General features: G+C 68.6%; 1 protein-coding gene. It reads left to right on the top strand.

The annotated features are described in order from the left end of the window. On the top strand, positions 1-431 hold a 431-nt coding region (locus C3481_RS16300), incomplete at its 5' end, for a ParA family protein (RefSeq protein WP_146053686.1). Positions 432-525: the final 94 nt, after the last annotated feature.

Genomic DNA, 525 nt, shown 5'->3' with positions numbered 1-525 from the left:
ACGACGACTACGACTTCACCTTGTTCGACTGCCAGCCCTCCCTGGGGCACCTCACGCAGGTCGCGCTGGCGGCCGCACGCTGGGCCGTGGCGGTGGTGGAGCCGGAGTACGACGGCGTCGAGGGTGCCGTGCGGTTCCGGGACTTCATCGCGGACGAGATCAACCGCACCGAGATGGGCAATCCGGACCTGACCTTCGCCGGCGCCATCCCCTCTCTGGTCGACGGCCGTCTCGCAGGGCACGCCCACCATCTCAAGTCGCTGCCGGGCATCTTCGGCGCGGACAAGGTCTGGGAGCTGATCCCGGCACGGTCGGTGGTGAAGGACGCCGCAGACGAGGCCCTGCCGCTCGCGGAGCTGGGCAGCCGGGCCACCGAGATGCGGGAGGTCTACAAGACCGCCGCCCAGCGCATGATCAAGGAGTTCTCGTGACGCCGCAAAGGACGCGGTCCGTCGTCTCTTCCGACTCCGGCATAGGCGGTAAGCGCAAGCCGCTGACGCCCGAGGTCGAACCCATCCTCGGTAG

Source organism: Microbacterium sp. Ru50, assembly GCF_002920555.1.
In the GTDB taxonomy this organism is placed as follows: Bacteria; Actinomycetota; Actinomycetes; order Actinomycetales; family Microbacteriaceae; genus Microbacterium; species Microbacterium arborescens.
This window is presented reverse-complemented; position numbering and strand designations above follow the sequence as displayed.